The organism is Bacillus sp. FSL W8-0102, from assembly GCF_038007225.1.
Lineage (GTDB): Bacteria > Bacillota > Bacilli > Bacillales > DSM-4216 > Bacillus_O > Bacillus_O smithii.
The window spans coordinates 960,476-975,835 of sequence record NZ_JBBOWT010000001.1; the positions used below are offsets into that span (position 1 = coordinate 960,476).

12 protein-coding genes and 1 pseudogene are annotated in these 15,360 nt (G+C 41.4%); all 13 read left to right on the forward strand.

The window, feature by feature from the left end; genetic code table 11:
* Positions 1-214 precede the first annotated feature (214 nt).
* Positions 215-1,417: a transposase gene (locus N1I87_RS04650; protein ID WP_063210481.1), complete on the forward strand. Its 1,203-nt coding sequence runs from the start codon at positions 215-217 to the stop codon at positions 1,415-1,417.
* 282 nt (positions 1,418-1,699) lie between these two features.
* The gene (locus tag N1I87_RS04655; protein WP_341100823.1) at positions 1,700-3,340 is read left to right on the forward strand and encodes a peptide ABC transporter substrate-binding protein; all 1,641 of its coding nucleotides are present in this window, start codon (positions 1,700-1,702) and stop codon (positions 3,338-3,340) included.
* Positions 3,341-3,489: 149 nt separating this feature from the next.
* Entirely contained in the window at positions 3,490-4,422 is a 933-nt protein-coding gene (gene opp3b / locus N1I87_RS04660; protein ID WP_003353683.1) for an oligopeptide ABC transporter permease, read from the forward strand.
* Positions 4,419-5,449: pseudogene (gene opp3C, locus N1I87_RS04665) on the forward strand (oligopeptide ABC transporter permease). Before opp3b ends, opp3C begins: the two are co-directional and overlap by 4 nt.
* 20 nt (positions 5,450-5,469) lie before the next feature.
* The gene (locus tag N1I87_RS04670) at positions 5,470-6,534 is read left to right on the forward strand and encodes an ABC transporter ATP-binding protein (RefSeq protein WP_270584589.1); all 1,065 of its coding nucleotides are present in this window, start codon (positions 5,470-5,472) and stop codon (positions 6,532-6,534) included.
* Positions 6,535-6,538: 4 nt separating this feature from the next.
* Positions 6,539-7,474, forward strand: a complete 936-nt coding sequence (locus tag N1I87_RS04675; protein WP_048622881.1) for an ABC transporter ATP-binding protein — start codon at positions 6,539-6,541, stop codon at positions 7,472-7,474.
* Between the two features lie 832 nt (positions 7,475-8,306).
* Positions 8,307-9,035: an amino acid ABC transporter ATP-binding protein gene (locus tag N1I87_RS04680; RefSeq protein ID WP_003353677.1), complete on the forward strand. Its 729-nt coding sequence runs from the start codon at positions 8,307-8,309 to the stop codon at positions 9,033-9,035.
* A 22-nt stretch (positions 9,036-9,057) separates the two neighbouring features.
* A complete protein-coding gene (locus N1I87_RS04685; RefSeq protein ID WP_270584590.1) occupies positions 9,058-9,867 on the forward strand; it encodes a glutamate ABC transporter substrate-binding protein in 810 nt (269 codons plus the stop codon).
* 68 nt (positions 9,868-9,935) lie between these two features.
* Positions 9,936-10,589 (forward strand): amino acid ABC transporter permease, encoded by a 654-nt coding sequence (locus N1I87_RS04690; protein ID WP_003353675.1) that lies wholly within the window; start codon positions 9,936-9,938, stop codon positions 10,587-10,589.
* Between the two features lie 46 nt (positions 10,590-10,635).
* Entirely contained in the window at positions 10,636-11,343 is a 708-nt protein-coding gene (locus N1I87_RS04695; RefSeq protein WP_270584388.1) for an amino acid ABC transporter permease, read from the forward strand.
* Between the two features lie 423 nt (positions 11,344-11,766).
* Complete coding sequence (spxA, locus tag N1I87_RS04700; protein WP_341100825.1) at positions 11,767-12,162, forward strand: transcriptional regulator SpxA; 396 nt, start codon at positions 11,767-11,769, stop codon at positions 12,160-12,162.
* 241 nt (positions 12,163-12,403) lie between these two features.
* Positions 12,404-14,182: a two-component system histidine kinase PnpS gene (gene pnpS, locus N1I87_RS04705; RefSeq protein ID WP_340396371.1), complete on the forward strand. Its 1,779-nt coding sequence runs from the start codon at positions 12,404-12,406 to the stop codon at positions 14,180-14,182.
* A gap of 216 nt (positions 14,183-14,398) precedes the next feature.
* Positions 14,399-15,310, forward strand: a complete 912-nt coding sequence (locus tag N1I87_RS04710) for a phosphate ABC transporter substrate-binding protein (RefSeq protein WP_341100827.1) — start codon at positions 14,399-14,401, stop codon at positions 15,308-15,310.
* Positions 15,311-15,360: the final 50 nt, after the last annotated feature.

Genomic DNA, 15,360 nt, shown 5'->3' on the forward strand with positions numbered 1-15,360 from the left:
TCAATTTAAAAGTTTAAACTAAGGAAACATATTAAAGCGTTACCATTTTAATTTAAAGAAGGAATTCTGTTTAATCATTATTTAATTGAGCATTTTGCATATTTTTTGACCCAAGAGCCATAAGGATTTCAAAGACACAAAAAAGGACTTCACCCCTAAAATGTAGAATTTTTGAAGTGACGAAACCACAAAAATTCAAAAGGAGGAAGTCACTTTGTATATTCTACAAGAAAGCCTATTTTCCTTTGAAGAACTGCAAAAATTAGAGTCAAAAGAGAAATTACCTATCTTTTTTAGCTCGCTTGATTTACGCCCTTATGCTAAACAGTTGAGAAGTTCTTCACCCCGAGGGGCTGACGGTCATTCCAGAGAAGGGATTCTAAGGGCTCTCATCGCTGCCCCACTCGAAGGCATCGACACCTTTACCGCCCTTCATCATCGATTGGATAAAGACCTTCGTTTCCGTTATCAATGCGGTTTATCGATTGATCGCCCCGCACCGTCTATCTCCACTCTCAGCCGGGTTTTTGCGGCACTTACCAAAAAAAAGCTGGCTGAAAAGATCTTCCTTGACTTGGTACAGTTAGCTCAGGAGGAAGGAATAATTGACGGCAGCCACCAGGCCATCGACAGTGCCGCCATTGATGCCTATGAAAAGAAACAGCCCAAAAAGCGTAGTGAACAAACGGGTAATGCCAATTGGGGCGCAAAATATGATTCCTTCGGCAATAAAATTACCTGGTTTGGCTATAAGATGCATCTTTCAGTCGATACCGCAAGCGAACTGCCAATGGCCATAAAAGTAACCCCTGCCCATGTGAACGATGGAGAAGTCGCACCAGAATTAATAGAGCAAGTGGCAGAGCGTACCAAATCCAAAATTGAATTTCTGATCATGGATGGCGGATATGACCAACTAAAAAACTATGAATCAGCCAAAAACATTGGAGCGCAAGCCATTATCCCGCTCAATTTGCGCAACGAAAAAGAGCCTCCTGAAGGGATTTCTTCCAATGGAACTCCGCGTTGTTCCATGGGTTATGAAATGACTTATTGGGGAGCTGATAAGGACCAGCTCAAGTTCAGATGTCCTCACGCAACCGGCAAAGTGGATTGCCCATTAGGAATGGCAGCCTGTTCATCTTCCAACTATGGAATGGTGGTAAAAGTCGACATCAAAAAGGATGTGCGCCGATATTCCAATCCGCACCGTGATACAAAACGTTGGAAAGAGCTTTACAACGAGAGGACAAGTGTAGAACGCTGTAATTCAAGAATGAAAAGCTACCTTACGGCGAACTCCCTACATGTATGGGGAATTGAAAAAGTAAAGACCCATATTTACCTGAACGCTATTGTATTACTTGTTTCAGCGCTAGCGATGGCAAAGGAAAATAAAGGGAAGAAAGCCGCTTAAAAAAAATTCAATGTGAAAAATTCTGTAGGCATGCCCGAAAACAAGATTATTGTAATATTTTGTAAAATAACAAGCTGGTAGCTATTTGTCGAGTGCTTTATTTTTTATACTTTTATCCAAAAAATCTAATTTTGCAAAATGCTCAATTAATATTCTAATAAGATAGGTATATCGAAATATAAAAAAATTAGTTATTGCAAAAAAGTTAAAATAGATTATAATAATTATCAAATCTTTCGAAAAAATAGGAAGATACTATCATAAAAGGAGGTCAAATTCCCTATGAAAAAGAAGTTCTCTCTTTTTCTCGTTCTCTTGCTTGCTCTCGGCACGGTGTTGACTGCATGCAGCGGCAGTAAATCCGGCGATGGCGGCAAAAACGGGGACAACGCCAAAAAAGATCAAGTATTAAATCTGGTTGAAACGCAGGAAATACCGACGATGGATTCTGCGTTAGCAACTGATGTTGTTTCCTTTACTGCTTTAAATAATGTTATGGAAGGGCTTTATCGTTTAGGGAAAAACGATGAACCTGTAGAAGGATTAGCGGAAGGGGAACCGCAAGTCAGCAAAGATGGAAAAACATGGACATTTAAACTTCGCGATGCGAAATGGTCCAATGGAGACCCGGTAACAGCCGGCGATTTCGTATATGCATGGAGAAAAGTAGTGGATCCGAAGACTGCCTCTCAATATGCATACATAATGTATGACATCAAAAATGCACAAGCGATCAATGAAGGAAAAATGAAGCCGGAACAATTGGGAGTAAAGGCACTGGATGATAAAACGCTTCAAGTGCAGCTTGAGACGCCAATACCATACTTTAAAAATCTTCTAACGTTTGGAACATTCTTGCCTCAAGACGAAAAATATGTTAAAGAACAAGGCAAGAAATACGGTTTAGAAGCTGATACCACTGTTTACAACGGCCCATTTGTTCTGTCTTCTTGGAAGCATGACGACAAATGGCAAATGAAGAAAAATCCGAATTATTGGGATAAAGATTCTGTAAAACTGAAAGAAGTTAATGTGAAAGTCATCAAAGATACGCAAACTGGAGTGAACTTGTATGAAAGCAATGCCACTGACCGCGTCAATCTCGATTCTGAATTTGTTGATAAGTATAAAAATGACAAAGATTTGAAATATGAAAAAGAAGCAACTGTTTTCTTCCTGCGCTTCAATGAACAAAACCCTGTATTGAAAAATGTGGATGCCCGCAAGGCCATCAGCATGGCTTTTGATAAAAATCAATTTACCAAAGTCGTTTTAAATAACGGATCTATCCCTGCTGATTATTTTGTTCCGGCAGAATTTGTCAAGGGGCCAAACGGAAAATATTTCCGAGATGAGAATGGAAACTTTAATACGTACAACGTAAAAGAAGCGAAAAAATATTGGGCAAAAGCGAAAAAAGCGTTGGGCAAAGACAAAATCACTTTAGAACTGTTAAATTATGACGATGACTTGTCCAGAAAAGCAGGCGAATATTTAAAAGAACAGCTGGAAAAGAACTTAAAAGGATTAACGGTTAATATTAAACAACAGCCGTTCAAACAAAAACTTGACCTTGAAGCCAAAATGAATTATGATTTCTCGCTTGCCGGCTGGGGACCAGACTATGCCGATCCGATGACGTTCATCGATATGTTTGTAACCGACGGCGGAAACAATGAAATGCATTATTCTAATCCTGAATATGACAAGCTTGTCCAAGAAGCCAAAACGACTTATGCTCTGCAGCCGGAAAAACGTTGGGAAGCGATGCTAAAAGCGGAAAAAATCCTTTTGGATCAAGATGCAGCCATCGCTCCTGTTTATCAAAGAGGAAGAGCAGTATTGCAACGTCCGTATGTAAAAGGATTGTTGAAACATAAAGTAGGCCCTGAACTATCTTACAAGTGGGTATCGATTCAGTAGAGGAATGAAGCTGACCTTGAAAAAGGAGGGTGTGTGCTTAAGAGCATATACTCTCCTTTTTCCCTAGTGGAGAAAATTGTTCTGAATATAATAAATTGACAAAAAATTGTTGAGTTTTGTCATAATGAAAAAGGAATGGAGGTTATCGGATGTTAAGATATACCATCAGGCGTATTGTTTATATGCTTGTGACGATGTTTGTGATTGCAACGGTCACGTTTTTTCTTATGAAGCTTCTGCCCGGCTCTCCGTTGCATAATCAAGAAAAACTTTCACCGGACCAACAAAAAATCATTCTGGAAAAATACGGATTAAATGATCCGCTCCCCGTTCAATATGTTCGCTATATGGGGAACTTAGTAAAAGGAGATTTAGGAGTGTCATTCCAATATAATAACCGTCCGGTGTCGACGATGATTGCAGAACGGATTGGTCCTTCCGCCGTTTTAGGGTTTCAGGCTGTCGTGTTTGGCACCATTGTCGGCATTTTGCTTGGAATCATCGCAGCCTTAAAGTATAACACAATCGTGGATTATGGAGCTACCACCATTGCCGTTCTGGGGATTTCCATTCCTTCCTTTGTTTTTGCGGGTTTTCTGCAATACTTTTTGGCGGTGAAGTTTCCTATCTTTCCGGTAGCGGATTGGGGCGGGTTCAAGTACACGGTGTTGCCGTCGCTTGCTCTGTCCGTACCCGTTATTGCCACAGTAGCACGTTTTATGAGAACGGAGCTTTTGGAAATTTTATCGTCGGATTACATTATGCTTGCCCGCGCAAAAGGGGTCGGGAAGCGGGATATTATTTTGAAGCATGCGCTGCGAAACGCGCTTATTCCCATTATCACGTTGCTTGGTCCAATGATTGTGAACATTATAACCGGATCTTTAGTTATTGAAAATATTTTCGGAATTCCTGGTCTTGGGGATCAATTTGTCCGTTCGATTATGACGAATGACTTCGGCATGATTATGGGGACCACCTTGTTTTACAGCGCTCTGTTTATTTTTATGGTTTTTGTTGTGGATATTTTGTACGGAGTGATTGATCCGCGTATCCGTTTGACAGGAGGGAAGAAATCATGAATGCTGATCGTTTGCCGGACTTGAATCATCTCTCAGACGAACTGTTTGTTCCTGTTGAAAGAAAAGAGGAACAATTAGAAACTATCGAACGTCCAAGCTTGAATAATTGGCAAGATGCCTGGATTCGACTGAAAGGAAATAAAGGAGCTGTTTTGTCGGTTTAATTTTGATCATTTTGATTTCAGTGATGGCGATTATTGGGCCTAGCCTGTCCGGACACACGTATAAAGAACAAAATGTCGCTCATGCGAAACTTCCGCCTAAAATTCCTGGATTGGAAAAAATTTCGTGGCTGCCGTTCAACGGAAAGGATCAAGACGGATTTGATATGTACAAAGCCAAAAATGTAAAAGAATATTATTGGTTCGGCACGGATGAACTGGGACGGGATTTATGGACAAGAACTTGGTATGGAACCCGCATTTCGATTTACATCGGTATTTTAGCTGCGGCCATCGATTTGCTGATTGGCGTTTTATATGGAGGCATCTCTGGTTTTTATGGAGGAAAAGTGGATGATATTATGCAGCGGATCAGCGAAGTGTTGATGGGAATTCCGCAATTAATTATTGTCATTCTCTTTATCCTCGTGATCCAGCCGGGAATTATGTCGATCACATTGGCGATGGTCATTACCGGCTGGGTGAATATGGCGAGAATTGTCCGCGGACAAATATTGAAATTGAAAAACCAAGAATTTGTGCTCGCTTCCCGAACGCTGGGTGCTTCCAATAAGAGATTGATAATCAAACACTTGATTCCCAACATCGTGGGCCAAATTGTTATTACCACTATGTTTACGGTTCCGAATGCCATTTTCACCGAGGCGTTTTTAAGTTTTATCGGCTTGGGGATTCGGCCGCCGGAAGCTTCACTCGGCTCATTGGTGAACGACGGATTCAAATCCTTGCAAACGAATCCTTATATGCTCATCATTCCATCTGTCATCATCAGCTTGTTGATCTTAAGCTTTAACTTATTGGCAGATGGATTGCGTGATGCGTTAGACCCGAAGATGCGTAAGTAAGAAGAAAGAGGAGAATCGAAATGGAAAATATACTCGAAGTTAAAAATTTACATGTTTCCTTCGATACGCATGCAGGAGAGGTTCAGGCTGTTCGGGGGGTGGATTTTGAATTAAAAAAAGGAGAAACGCTGGCCATCGTGGGAGAATCCGGGTCGGGAAAGTCGGTGACCACTAAGGCCATTATGCGTTTAATTCCCAGCTCGTCTGGTTCGATTAAAGAAGGAGAAATTTTATTCGCCGGAAAAGATCTGACGAAATTATCGGATTCGGAAATGGACCAAATCAGGGGAAAAGAAATTTCGATGATTTTTCAAGATCCGATGACATCGCTGAATCCGACGATGACCATCGGGAAACAAATTATGGAACCTTTAAGAAAACATCGAAAACTGTCAAAAGTAGAAGCGAAAAAAAAGGCGATTGAGCTTCTGCATTTGGTTGGTTTGCCTCAACCGGAAGCGCGCTTTAAGCAATACCCTCATCAATTTTCAGGCGGACAAAGACAGCGAATTGTGATTGCCATTGCGCTTGCATGCAATCCGAAAATTCTCATTGCCGATGAACCAACGACGGCTTTAGATGTGACCATCCAGGCACAAATTTTAGAATTGATGAAAGATTTACAACAAAAAATGGAGACTTCCATCATTTTCATTACCCATGATTTAGGAGTGGTCGCCAATGTAGCGGATCGTGTCGCGGTCATGTACGGCGGGCAAATTGTCGAAATTGGAACAGTGGACGAAATATTTTATGATCCAAGACATCCGTATACATGGGGGCTTCTTGCTTCGATGCCGAGCATGGAGATCGATCAGAATGAGGAATTAAAAGCGATCCCCGGTACTCCCCCGGACTTGCTTCGTCCACCTAAAGGCGATGCTTTCGCTTTAAGAAGCGAATATGCTTTGAAAATTGATTTTGAATATGAACCGCCTGTTTATAAGGTTTCGGATACCCATCTAGTGAAATCGTGGCTGCTTCATCCGGAAGCACCGAAAGTGGAGCCGCCTGAAATCGTGAAACAACGTATCCGTATGATGCCCGGAAATTATAAGAAACCGTTGCTTGTAAAGGAGGTGTAGGAAGGTGGCAGAAAAATTATTGGAAATCCAAAACTTGAAACTTTATTTTAACGAAGGTAAACCGAACATGGTAAAAGCGGTAGATGATATATCGTTCGATATCTATAAAGGAGAAACGCTTGGCCTTGTTGGAGAGTCGGGATGCGGAAAATCAACGACAGGAAGAACGATCATTCGTCTATATGAAGCGACAGGCGGTAAGGTTTTATTTCAAGGAAAAGATGTACACGGCAGAAAATCGAAAAAGGAATTAAAAGAATTCAATCGGAAAATGCAAATGATTTTCCAAGATCCTTATGCATCCCTGAATCCACGGATGAAAGTCGCTGATATCATCGCGGAAGGCATAGATATTCACGGATTAGCGAAATCCAAAGAAGAACGAATGGAAAAAGTATATAAATTACTGGAAACAGTTGGATTAAAAAAAGATCATGCAGACCGATATCCTCATGAATTTTCAGGCGGACAGCGGCAAAGAATTGGAATTGCACGCGCTCTTGCAGTGGAACCGGAATTTATTATTGCGGATGAACCGATTTCTGCGTTGGATGTTTCCATTCAAGCACAAGTAGTCAACTTACTAAAAAAATTGCAAAAAGAAAAAGGGCTGACGTATTTATTCATCGCCCATGATTTGTCCATGGTGAAATATATCAGCGATCGAATTGGTGTGATGTATTTTGGCAAATTAGTGGAACTGGCACCAAGCGAGGAACTGTATCGGAATCCTCTTCATCCTTACACCCAATCCCTTCTCTCAGCCATCCCGCTGCCGGATCCTGAAAGTGAACGTTCGCGAAAAAGAATTTTGTATGATCCGAGCGTCCACCAATACGGACCTGATGATCAATTGGAAATGCGGGAAGTGACTCCCGGACATTTTGTCTATTGTTCAGAAAAAGAGTGGCATCAGTATAAAAACAGTCTAAACGAGTAATTTTGCATTCAAAAGACTGGAATGGTACATCGTAAGAACGTTTGCGAAAAGCGATATTCTTTATATGAGGAAACACGATCCTTTTTCAGGGGATCGTGTTTTATTTGCACACATGTATAAGTCTAAAGTTCCAATTAAGAAGGCAGCAGTCCGAGATAGCCTAACGGAAGTGCGTACATTGAGGCGAAATCCTACGGAAGAGGACGGCAAACTTCTGATTGAAAGAATACGGATTACCCGTTTTTCATCATCGTATACATTATCAGCGGGGAATAAAAGGACATTACACTTCATCCTGATTATGTTTGTACCTAATGTACAAGCGCACGTTTTAAATTCGTAGCTCCTGTTGTCCAAGATCCATTTATCTGTTTCCATATTGGTTCATTTCATTTTTTGAGAATCATTCTTTTGTGGGAGCAGGCTCTTTCGGCATCCCGATGGTTTGGATTCTTTCTTGATGTCTGTCAAGATGCGTCGTCAAAATCAAAATCAACTTCACTTGGCTCCGAGCAATTTGGAGCTTTTTATCTTTGAGCTATGTTATATTACAGGACATAGTCGGATTATCTCGAAATCCGTCGCTTTTCCTTCTTATTTCAGTATGAAAAATGAACAGAGTAATTTTTTTTAAAAAGTTTTATTGCAGCTATTTCCGAATATGTTTGAACAAATAGACATAATAAAGCGATTTTAATAAACAGATAAATCTAAATTGAAGAAATATTGATATTATTTTAATAAATTGATATACTCTAAAATAGAGTAGTGCAATGTTCTTAAATGATGGAAGACTTCATCGAGAAAGGAATACAACAAAGGAGGTGTTGATGTGATCTCGTTCCGACATGTGAACAAATATTACGGAAATTTTCATGTTTTAAAAGATATTAATCTTGAAATCAATGAAGGAGAAGTTGTCGTGGTGATCGGTCCTTCCGGATCGGGGAAAAGCACGATGCTCCGCTGCATCAATCGTTTGGAAGAGATTACGGATGGCGAACTTCTCGTTAGAAATCTTAAAGTAAATGACAAAAAAACTGACATCAACGAATTGCGAAAAAATATCGGCATGGTCTTCCAACATTTCAATTTGTATCCGCATAAAACCGTTTTGCAAAATATTACTCTTGCGCCGATTAAAGTGCTCGGCATGGGCAAAGAGGAAGCAGAGAAAAGGGCTATGCATTACCTGGAAAGAGTGGGCATCCCGGATAAAGCGAATTCGTACCCATCGCAATTATCGGGCGGCCAGCAGCAGCGTGTGGCCATTGCTCGCGGGCTGGCGATGGAGCCGAGCATTATGCTGTTTGACGAACCGACTTCCGCGCTTGACCCGGAAATGATCGGGGAAGTGCTCGATGTTATGAAGTCGTTGGCAAAAGACGGCATGACAATGGTGGTCGTCACGCATGAAATGGGATTCGCCCGTGAAGTAGCAGACCGCGTCATCTTCATGGACCAGGGGAGGATCATCGAAGACAACACGCCGGAAGAATTTTTCAAAAACCCGCGTGCGGAACGGGCGCGCACCTTTTTGAACCGTGTTCTCAATCATTAAATATATATAGAGGGGGATTAGAATGAGAAAGATGAAAAAATGGTTTACAGTGGGCTTGATTTTTGTTTTAGCGGCCGCTTTGATGGCGGGCTGCGGCAAGTCAAAAACGACGAGCGGCAGCAGCGATGATCCGATCCAGCAAATCAAAGACAAGGGGAAAGTGGTTGTCGGAGTCAAATATGATACATATTTATTTGGCTACAAAGATCCGAAAACCGGAAAAGTGGAAGGTTTTGATATTGATATTGCTAAAGCGATTTCCAAGAAAATTTTCGGCGATAAGGTAAAAGTGGAACTCAAGGAAGTCACGTCCAAAACACGGATTCCGATGCTGCAAAACGGTGATGTAGATATGGTCGTCGCCACCATGACCATCACGCCGGACCGCAAAAAAGTCGTCGATTTCTCGGATGTCTACTTTGACGCCGGTCAATCGCTCCTTGTGAAAAAAGGCAGCAAGATTCATAGCGTCAAAGATTTGAAAAAAGGGACAAAAGTATTGACGGTAAAAGGTGCGACGTCCGGGGACAACGTCAAGAAAGCCGCACCCGACACGCAAGTGCTCGAGTTTGAAAACTACCAGGAAGCATTCACAGCTTTGAAATCAGGAAAAGGCGATGCGCTGACAACCGACAATTCGATTCTTTATGGCATGGCTGCTCAAGATCCGGATTATCAGGTCGTTGGCGGTACATTTACGAATGAGCCGTATGGCATTGCGATGAAAAAAGGGAATACGAAACTCGTGAAAGCTGTAAACAAGGCTTTAAAAGAACTGAAAGACAGCGGAGAATACGACAAAATCAAAAACAAATGGATCAAAGAACAATAATCCGGAAAGGGGTGGGCAAATTCGCCCATCCCTTTCCACTGATTGAACCGTAAAGGAGTGAAACAGGTATGCTCGATTTTTCGATCCTCACCGACTATCTCGATTTATACATGCAGGGCTTCGTCAATACGATTAAAATCAGCATTATCGGCCTGATTGCCAGTTTCATTCTTGGCAACATCATTGCCGTTTTCCGGCTGGCCCCTGTCAAGCTGCTGAATTTTATCGGCGCCTTCTACGTGGAAGTAGTCCGCAACATTCCGTTAATTCTGATCGGTTTCTTTTTCTACAACGGGCTCAGTTATTTCCATATTAACTTAAGCGGATTTATCGCAGGGACCATTGCGCTTTCCATCTACACAGCCGCCTTTATTGCAGAAGCCGTGCGTGCCGGCATCCAATCGGTCGATAGGGGACAGCTTGAAGCTGCGCGTTCCACAGGCCTGACTTACATCCAGGCGATGCGTTATATTATTTTGCCTCAAGCGATCAAAATCGTAATCCCGCCGATCGGCAACCAATTCCTGAACTTGGTTAAAAACTCTTCCATCCTTGGGGTTTTTGCAGGGCTCGACCTTATGTACTACGCCGATATCATCCACGAAAAAACGTGGATTACGTTTGATACGTATATTTTTGTCGGCATGTTTTATCTGGTCCTGACCATTCCGCTCAGCTTGCTGGTCAACTACCTGGAACGCCGGTTGGCAAGAAGCGAATAACGACGCATAAACAAATCATTTGGAACGATACAAGGAGGGGAACGTTATGGACTTTGCCGGAGCTTATTCAGGCGAAAATTTGGCTTATTTACTGCAAGGCTTTGCGGTGACATTGAAAGTTGCCGTTGTGTCCATTATTTTAAGCTTCATCTTCGGCTGCGTACTCGGCATTTTGCGTTACACAAAAATTCCGGTTTTATCGAGTGTGGTTGCGCTTATAGTGGAAGTCATCCGGAACTTGCCGCTGATTTTGATTATTTTCTTTACATATTTTGCTTTGCCGGAAGTCGGCATCAAAATGAGTGTTACGATGGCGGCGATTGCAGCCTTGACAGTGTTCGAATCGGCCATGATTGCCGAAATTGTGCGCGGCGGCTTGAACTCGATTCCAAAAGGGCAGATTGAAGCCGCCCGTTCATCAGGCCTTAATTATATCCAAACGCTGTGGCATATCATCCTGCCGCAAGCTTTGAAAAAAATGATCCCGCCGCTTGTGAGCCAGTTCATCTCGCTGTTAAAAGATACTTCTCTTGCGATTATCATTTCGCTGCCGGAACTTTTGCACAACGCAAAAGGCGTCTACAGCGGGGAAAGCGGCGCAAAATACATTATCCCGATTCTGCTTCTTTCCGCATTTATGTATTTCATCGTCAACTATTTGCTGTCCATCTTGGCCAGAAAACTTGAAAAACGCCTTGATCCGGATCGCTCCACCGCCAAGCAGCTCGCCAACACGACTGAAAACATGATTTAAAAGCGGAAAAAAGGTATCCCAAAGCGATTGGGATACTTCTTTTTATAGTAAGATTTGTTTTAAGCTTTAGATGGATTTTGCTGGATTTCTGCCAAATGTAAAAGAGTAAACGCCAGTGATGGACGAAATCAACTAGGACCGCGCCACCTTCTCCTACTCATTTGGAAAATGTGACTGGCTGAAGTAAAGAGGAATCGAATTCTGTCTGTCATCCGTATATCTTACTGGACAATAATGAATGAGGAAGGAAAGAAAAAGAATATTTTAGAGAATTTTAGGAAATCTATATCAAAAATATTGAATATGGTGTATAATACATAATGTATCTTCGCTCCAAAATTATTTTATCTTTAAAATATTCATTTATTGATATTCCTCAAGATGAAGCAAGTATTATTAAAATTTAAGGAGTGTGATTGAGGAATGGTAACAATATACACTTCACCAGGTTGTACATCTTGCCGAAAAGCAAAAGCATGGTTGGAAAAGCATGATATTCCATATACGGAACGAAATATTTTTTCCGAACCTCTCACCATTGAAGAAATTAAAAGTATTTTAAGAATGACGGAAGATGGAACGGATGAGATCATCTCTACCCGTTCGAAAATATTCCAAAAATTAAACGTTGATTTGGATGCTCTTCCGCTTCAAGATTTGTTTGAATTGATCCAGGCTAACCCTGGTCTGTTAAGAAGACCGATTATTATGGATGAAAAGCGCCTTCAAGTGGGATACAACGAAGATGAAATTCGACGCTTTTTACCTAGAAAAGTACGGACATTCCAATTGTTGGAAGCTCAAAAAATGGTGAACTAAGCTTTTGCTTCGATAGACGGTTTTCGATAGGGCTGGTTTTCTTTAAGAAAATCAGCCCTATTTTTGTGAGCTTTTCCATATCCTAGTGACATGTGACTCCAAGAATTATACAATGAATGGTAATCATAAATGGATAAGGTGGTCAAGATGAAGAATCATTTTTCTTTCGATCCCATTATAATAGACAAAAAGAACAAGAAAAAGAGGCAATTTTCATTGGACAAAGGAGAAAGACATCCACATGAATAAACTTTGGCTTAGAATCTTCTTAACCTTTTTTGCGCTTTTGTTGGCCGTTCTCCTTGGGATTGGGTTTGTCATTGCGGACATCATGAAAAATACTTACATGGATATGATCCGAAACCAATTGTCCCAGACCGCTGATATCATTGTCAAAACGGTTGACACCAAGTCCATGTTTCAACATTCAAATGAGCTTCAAAACTATATTCACCACTATTATTCTCATCACGATCCGCGGATCACGATTATTAGAGCAGATGGGAAAGTGCTTGCAGACTCCGACCGTGATCCTCACAAAATGGAAAATCATTCAAACCGTCCTGAATTTCGTGAAGTGATTCGCGAACATCATTCATATGGGGAATCTATTCGACGCAGCCCGACGCTTGGCTATAGCATGATTTACATAGCGAAACCGATCCAAAAAGACGGAAAGTCCATTGGCGTTGTACGGATTTCCGTTACTTTAAAAAAAATTGAACACACGCTCGATCAACTATGGATCAGTCTCGGTTTGGCCATGGTGATGACCTTAACGGTTTCCGGATTCATCGGATTCAGAATGGCTAAACGGTTTACACGGCCGATTGAAGCGAGCATTCAAGTTGCAAATCGCCTAATTGAAAAAGATTATGACAGCAGAGTGAAAACAAAGGCGAGCGGCGAGTTGAAACAGCTCGTGAATGCGATCAATGACTTAGCCATCAGTTTAAAGCAGCAGATGGAAGAAATCCGTGAAAACCAGCAGCGGCTGACTGGGGTGCTGGCTAATATGGTAAGCGGCGTCATGCTCATTAACCCTGCTGGAAGAATTACTCTTGTCAACAGGGCGATGGAAAAAATTATCGGTGCTTCTTCTGAAAATTTAATTGGAAAGCTTCATATCGAAGCGGGGAAAAACTTTGGTCTTAGCCAGCTGATAGACCGTTCATTAAAAGAAGGAGTGCACATTCATGAAGAAGTGCATATTTATTATCCGAAAGAAAGGATACTGGATGCGCATATTGCCCCTTATGTTGGCGATCATGAAGAAGTAAAAGGAGTCATAACCGTTCTTCATGATATTACCGATATTCGCCGGCTCGAAAAAATCCGCAGCGAGTTCGTAGCCAATGTTTCCCATGAATTAAAAACACCGGTGACTTCATTAAAAGGATTTGCGGAAACTTTGTTAGACGGGGCCATGTATGATGAAGAAACTTGCCGTTCTTTTTTAAAAATTATTTACGAAGAAAGCGACCGGCTGCATCGCTTAATTTCAGACATTCTGGATTTATCCAAAATTGAGCAGCAACGATTGCCTTTAAAGCCTGAGCCTCTCAACGTATCACAGGTTATTAACGAGACGGCGGAGACCATCCAAGAGACGATTCATAAAAAACAGCTTCATCTGAGTCTTCCGGATCATAAAGAAGTCGTGATCGAAGCGGAAAAAGATCGTCTGCAGCAAATCATATTAAATCTTTTAACGAATGCCGCGGCTTACACACCTGAAGGCGGGTACATCGATATAGAACTGCATGAAAGAGAAAAAGAAGTGGATATTGTCATTAGAGATACGGGAATCGGAATTTCCAAGCAAGATTTGCCTAGGATCTTTGAACGTTTTTACCGCGTGGATAAAGCAAGATCTCGTCAGTCTGGAGGAACAGGTCTTGGTCTGGCCATTGTAAAGCATTTAGTAGAATCTCATCATGGCAAAATTCAAGTAGAAAGCGAGGAAGGAAAAGGGACGGCATTCACCATTACTTTGCCGAAAAAGCAAATAAAATCGTAACTATGAACCGCACCCATCTCATTCATGGTGCGGTTTTTTCATTACATTTAATCGCTTTTGATCATAGACAAGACCTTAGTTTTACAGCTTCAAAACAATAAATATGACCGTCTTTACAATTTCTTAACATTCTATTAATACAGGCTTAATACCGCCCCATTATCTTAAAATTTGTAAGAGAGAACAGAACCTTATTAATTCATAGGGGGAAAAAAAATGAGAAAAAGTTTTATCGCATTGTTCACAATGGTACTGCTATTTGCCTTCGCGGCAGCAGGATGCGGCAACAATTCAAACAAGGATGCCGACACTCCTAGCAAAACCGACAATAACAATGGAACAGCCCAATCTGGTTCCATTACGGCGGTAGGATCTACTGCGTTACAACCTCTTGTACAAGAAGCAGCTACTGATTATATGAATAAAAACTCCGGTACAACGATCAACGTACAAGGCGGAGGAAGCGGAACAGGCTTAAGCAAAGTGCAAGAAGGTGCTGTCGATATTGGGAACTCCGACGTGTTTGCTGAAGAAAAAGACGGTATTGACGCCAGCAAACTAGTTGACCATAAAGTCGCTGTTGTAGGAATGGGACCCGTTGCCAATAAAGATGTGGGTGTAGATAATCTGACGAAAAAACAATTAATCGACATCTTTACTGGAAAAGTGAAAAACTGGAAAGAAGTTGGCGGTAAAGATCAAAAAATCGTTGTCATCAACCGTGCAGAAGGATCTGGAACAAGAGCTGTGTTTGAAAAAACGGCATTGGATGGAGCAACACCGATTAAATCCCAAGAACAAGATTCTTCCGGAACGATTCAAAAAATCGTTAGCGAAACTCCAGGAGCAATTAGTTATTTAGCATTTTCTTACTTCAACGATCAAATGACTGCTTTAAAAGTGGACGGGGTTGAACCGACGGAACAAAATGTAGAATCAGGAAAATGGAAAATCTGGGCATATGAACATATGTATACAAATGGCGAACCATCCGGATTAACAAAAGATTTTCTTGATTATATGATGTCCGATGATGTTCAAAACAGCCTTGTTAAAAAATTAGGTTATATACCGGTATCCGGAATGAAAGTTGAACGTGATGCAAAGGGAACGATCACCCAAAAATAATTTTTGGGGGGTCTCTCCCTTTTTCTTACTTGTATTGGAAAGGGGAAACC

What these genes read in the sequence shown, in the direction of transcription:
- N1I87_RS04690 (WP_003353675.1), top strand. Translation starts at nt 9,936, where the DNA reads ATGCTCGATTTTTCGATCCTCACCGACTATCTCGATTTATACATGCAG.
- N1I87_RS04670 (WP_270584589.1), top strand. Translation starts at nt 5,470, where the DNA reads ATGGAAAATATACTCGAAGTTAAAAATTTACATGTTTCCTTCGATACG.
- pnpS (WP_340396371.1), top strand. Translation starts at nt 12,404, where the DNA reads ATGAATAAACTTTGGCTTAGAATCTTCTTAACCTTTTTTGCGCTTTTG.
- N1I87_RS04655 (WP_341100823.1), top strand. Translation starts at nt 1,700, where the DNA reads ATGAAAAAGAAGTTCTCTCTTTTTCTCGTTCTCTTGCTTGCTCTCGGC.
- opp3b (WP_003353683.1), top strand. Translation starts at nt 3,490, where the DNA reads ATGTTAAGATATACCATCAGGCGTATTGTTTATATGCTTGTGACGATG.
- N1I87_RS04710 (WP_341100827.1), top strand. Translation starts at nt 14,399, where the DNA reads ATGAGAAAAAGTTTTATCGCATTGTTCACAATGGTACTGCTATTTGCC.
- spxA (WP_341100825.1), top strand. Translation starts at nt 11,767, where the DNA reads ATGGTAACAATATACACTTCACCAGGTTGTACATCTTGCCGAAAAGCA.
- N1I87_RS04695 (WP_270584388.1), top strand. Translation starts at nt 10,636, where the DNA reads ATGGACTTTGCCGGAGCTTATTCAGGCGAAAATTTGGCTTATTTACTG.
- N1I87_RS04685 (WP_270584590.1), top strand. Translation starts at nt 9,058, where the DNA reads ATGAGAAAGATGAAAAAATGGTTTACAGTGGGCTTGATTTTTGTTTTA.